Origin of the sequence: Schleiferilactobacillus shenzhenensis LY-73, from assembly GCF_000469325.1 — a bacterium.
Classification (GTDB): Bacteria; Bacillota; Bacilli; order Lactobacillales; family Lactobacillaceae; genus Schleiferilactobacillus; species Schleiferilactobacillus shenzhenensis.
Window position 1 is genome coordinate 99,089 of record NZ_KI271588.1, and the last position, 3,874, is coordinate 102,962.

The 3,874-nt window shown below is 59.9% G+C and carries 4 protein-coding genes; 2 read left to right on the top strand and 2 right to left on the bottom strand.

Annotation, left to right across the window (positions count from 1 at the left end; genetic code table 11):
• Positions 1-49 precede the first annotated feature (49 nt).
• Positions 50-748 (bottom strand): GntR family transcriptional regulator, encoded by a 699-nt coding sequence (locus L248_RS07295; protein ID WP_040535472.1) that lies wholly within the window; start codon positions 746-748, stop codon positions 50-52.
• Positions 749-824: 76 nt separating this feature from the next.
• Positions 825-1,733, bottom strand: a complete 909-nt coding sequence (locus tag L248_RS07300) for a helix-turn-helix domain-containing protein (protein WP_022529512.1) — start codon at positions 1,731-1,733, stop codon at positions 825-827.
• A gap of 97 nt (positions 1,734-1,830) precedes the next feature.
• Between L248_RS07300 and L248_RS07305 the strand changes: the two genes are divergently transcribed.
• Together L248_RS07305 and L248_RS07310 are read left to right on the top strand one after the other, a co-directional pair.
• Positions 1,831-3,495, top strand: a complete 1,665-nt coding sequence (locus L248_RS07305) for an ATP-binding cassette domain-containing protein (protein WP_022529513.1) — start codon at positions 1,831-1,833, stop codon at positions 3,493-3,495.
• A 57-nt stretch (positions 3,496-3,552) separates the two neighbouring features.
• Positions 3,553-3,759 carry a hypothetical protein gene (locus tag L248_RS07310; protein WP_022529514.1) on the top strand — a complete coding sequence of 69 codons (207 nt, stop codon included), beginning with the start codon at positions 3,553-3,555 and terminating at the stop codon, positions 3,757-3,759.
• Positions 3,760-3,874 lie beyond the last annotated feature (115 nt).

A 3,874-nucleotide genomic window follows, 5' to 3' on the forward strand; every position in this document is an offset into this window, starting at 1 on the left:
CATGTCGCGGAATATGAATTTTGTCCCAGTCCCGTTTTCTCCCGCGATACTACAACACCGCGGAATCTTCTGTCTGCTTCTTCGCTTTCTCAAAGTATTCCGGATAGGCCGCCAGCACCGGCTTCACATCATCATCCACCATGTGCAGATGGTCCACGATCACCGCCGCCGCCCCTTGCGCATCGCCAGCCTTGGCGCGAGCGACGATTTCTTTGTGCTGCCGCAAGATATTGTCCCATTCCAGTCCCGGCAGTTCGAGACGCAAGTAGCGGAACCGGTCAAACTGCAGGTTCAACAACCGCAGCCAATTCCACAGGAACTCTTTGTCGGTGGCTTTGTAAAACAGCTCATGGAAGTCCTCATCCGCCCGGAAGAACTTGTCGTAGTCCCCGGCCCGCAAATAGAGCCCCTGCATCTGCAGCAGCCGCTCCAAGTCGTCAATCTGGTCCGCCGTCAGCAGCGGCACGGCGTCAGCCGTCACGCTGCGCTCGATATTCATCCGCGCATACCGGCCCTCCGCCAGAATGTTCAGGTCAATCTTGGCCACATAGGTGCCGCTTTGAGCGACCACGTCGAATAAGCCCTCCCGGCGCAGGCGAATGATAGCCTCCCGAATGGGGGTGATACCGATGCCCAGCTTATCCTCCAACCGGTGCTTATCGATCTTCTCCCCGGGCTTCAGCTGCATGGTCAAGACCATCTTTTTGAGCCCGTCATAGGCTTCGTCTTGTTGATTCACTACTGTCATCGCGTTCGCTCCTCGTTTCGTGTACCCGTTTTCTTGCCTCTTCATTGTAGTATAGCAGTTGTGAGAAAGGCAACGATTAGGCCTCGCCGCGCCCGGAATGGCGATAGTGCTGGGCCCGTTCCCGGCGGACGCGGATGATAGCCGGCGTGATCCGGTCCGGCGCCGCGGTGCGCATGTCTAAGAACGCCTGGACCTGGGCGATATACGCATCGCCTTTCTGCCAGTCACCGAAGTACCATTCCCACAGGCCGAGGATCAAGGTACGGGCGGTCAAGGCCTCCGCACTGAGCAAGACTTCCGGTATGGCCTGGATGGTGGCGCGCATCCGCCGGGCCGCAGCCATCTCGCGGTACTCGTCCAGTTGAATTTGGAAGAGTACCAGGTCGTAGTCCACCAGCGCATCGTAGACGCGGAAGGGATCAGCGTGGGGAGAAAGGTAGCGGGCACAGCTGGCGGTCATCCGGGCGGTGATCTGGGCCGTCGCGGCGTTCTGCCCAGGCTTGTCGTACAGTGCCAAGAGCATCGGGGCGAGCCGAATCTCAGTCAGCGTCCACTGCTTCGTCGTCAGCAGGTAAGCGGCATAATTCTCGATCACCGGCGTCGGCTTGCCCAACCGGCCGTCATACGCTCCCAGCATCAATCGGGCCAGGCCAGCCACGTGACGCTGGGCCGGATCCGCACTGTGCTCGGCGGTCTCGGCCAAACGGTGGACTGCAGCGAAATCCTGGGCGTGGTAAGCCTGGTCCACCGCGTCCCGCAGCTGCACCGCCGGCGTCTCTTGGTACCCCGCCGCGATGAAGCGGAACTCGTCCACGCTGATATTCAGATTATCCAGCACAGCAAACAGCTTCTCTGCGGTCATGTCGTGGCCGCCCGCTTCGAAGCGGATGGCAAAGGACCGCGAGACGACACCCGTGTAGATTTCCTTCTGGGTATAGCCTTTGCTGCGCCGAATCTGGCGCACCACCTGCCCAATCATCACCATTGACTTGCCCCTCCCATGTGCACTATTGTCCACATTTTACCCCGCTGATCCGCCAACGCAAGCCCCTATACTGAATTTAAGAAATGGGGGATGCCCAATGCGGCGCTATCTGCAAGCAGTCCGAAAACAATTAATCCTGTATATCCTGGGGGCCGCCATCGTGCAAGCCTTGACTGTCTCGGCGTCGGTCTTCAACGGCCGGATGCTGGATGCCTTGGTCCGGGGCAGTGCCCGCGCCTTTCTCACCAACACCGTCTGCTTGATGCTGATCTGGATGGGCGTAGCTGGGGGCGAGTACTTACTGGCCGTCTACCAAGCGGCCATCACCCAGAACGTGGACATCCAGATTCGCGCCCGGCTCACCGACCGGTTGGCGGCGACCGACTACGCGGCCTTCCACCGCCAGACTCTGGGGACTTATGTCTCGTGGTTCAACAACGACATCCAGCTGATCAATACCCAAGGGCTGGCAGCACTGTTCCCCGTCATCAGCGAGGTCTGGGGCACGCTGTTCGCACTGGCCATGCTCGCCTATTATCACTGGAGCTTAGCCGCGGTGGGGGCCGTCATGGCTGTGGTCATCGTTGCCGCCCCAAAGATCTTCGACCGCCGTCTGGCCAGCCGGAACCTGACCCTGACGCGGGAAAATGAAGCCTTCGTCTCCCATACCGAAGATGCCTTGAGCAGCTTCGACTTCCTGCTTCCTTATCACGCGCTGCGGCTGATCCGGGACCGAATCGTCACGGCTTCCCAGACACTGAAACAAGCAAATGTCGGTCAGACCAGGATCCAGGCGGCCGTTCAAGCGACCGGCTTGCTGGGCAACGTCATCGCCCAGGTGCTGATCATTGGTCTCAGCGGCATCCTCGCTCTCCTGCACATCGTGACCATTGGCACCATCAGCGCCACCGGGTCCCTGGCCGGCAACGTCTTCAACAACCTGGGCAATATGAGCAACTTTCTCGGCATGATCCGCGGTACCAAGCCCATCTTTGCCAAACTGGAAAACGCAAAAACCGCGTTTTCGGAACCACCCAGTACTGCTCGGGTGCAACACTCATTGACCCGCGTAACGCAGACGGTGTTCACTCTGGCGAACGTGACCTACCGTTATGGCCAGGCACCGGTGCTGACCGACGTGACCCTGCAATTCACAGCTGGAAAGAAATACCTGATTACAGGCCCCTCAGGCAGCGGTAAGTCCACCTTGCTGAAACTGCTGGCCGGGTATGACGATAGTTACACCGGCACGTTGTCATTTCGGGGGCAGGATTATCGCCAGCTGCCCGCGGGTACGCTGCAGCAGCATGTCCTGTACCTCAGTCAGCAGCCCGGAGCACTGAACACGACGGCGAGAGAGAACTTAACCTTGCTGGACGATTATTCTGATGCCGTACTGACCCAGGTACTGCTGGCCGTCGCCTTGATTCCCAACGCCGCCGCTGCCCCAGCCTTCCTGGCCACACCCGTCGGCCCCCACGGCAGCAACCTCTCCGGCGGCCAGCTCCAGCGCCTGGCCTTGGCCCGCGGACTACTCCGACACTTCCCGGTGATCCTGCTGGACGAAGGCACCAGCGCCGTTGACCCGGCCAATGCCGTGGCCATCGAACGCATGCTTCTCACGAATCCGCAACTGACACTGATCATGATTTCCCACACGGTGCACCCCGAGACGCTGCCGCTGTTTGACGACGTCATCCACTTTCCGCTAACGGCCAGCCCGGCAGTTGTCGCGCCAGGGAGAAAGGCCGTCGCCGACTGAGCCGTTATCGTTGCTGCCGGTATGAGGACCGCTTATACTAATGGTGACGAGGTGAGCATGATGAAAGATCGACCGTGGTTTACTTTTTGGTCCACATTGCTGTTAGTCATCGAACTATTCGGCACCGCCCTGCTGCACATGGCCTACCCCACCGTTTCCCGCTGGCTGCTGTTCGCCATCGTGACCGTGCCGGTGGTGATTGGGTACGTCATCTTGGCGTACTGGGCAATGAAGAAAGAAAAGCGGACACCCGCGCAGAAATAACCGTCTGTCTGCGGACCGGGTGACTCCGGGCTCCGCGGGCGGGGGCGGCGACGCGAAACTAGTGCGAAGCCGGTCCTGCGGAGCTAGTGGTGACGGCGGTTTGAGCCCGCAAAGA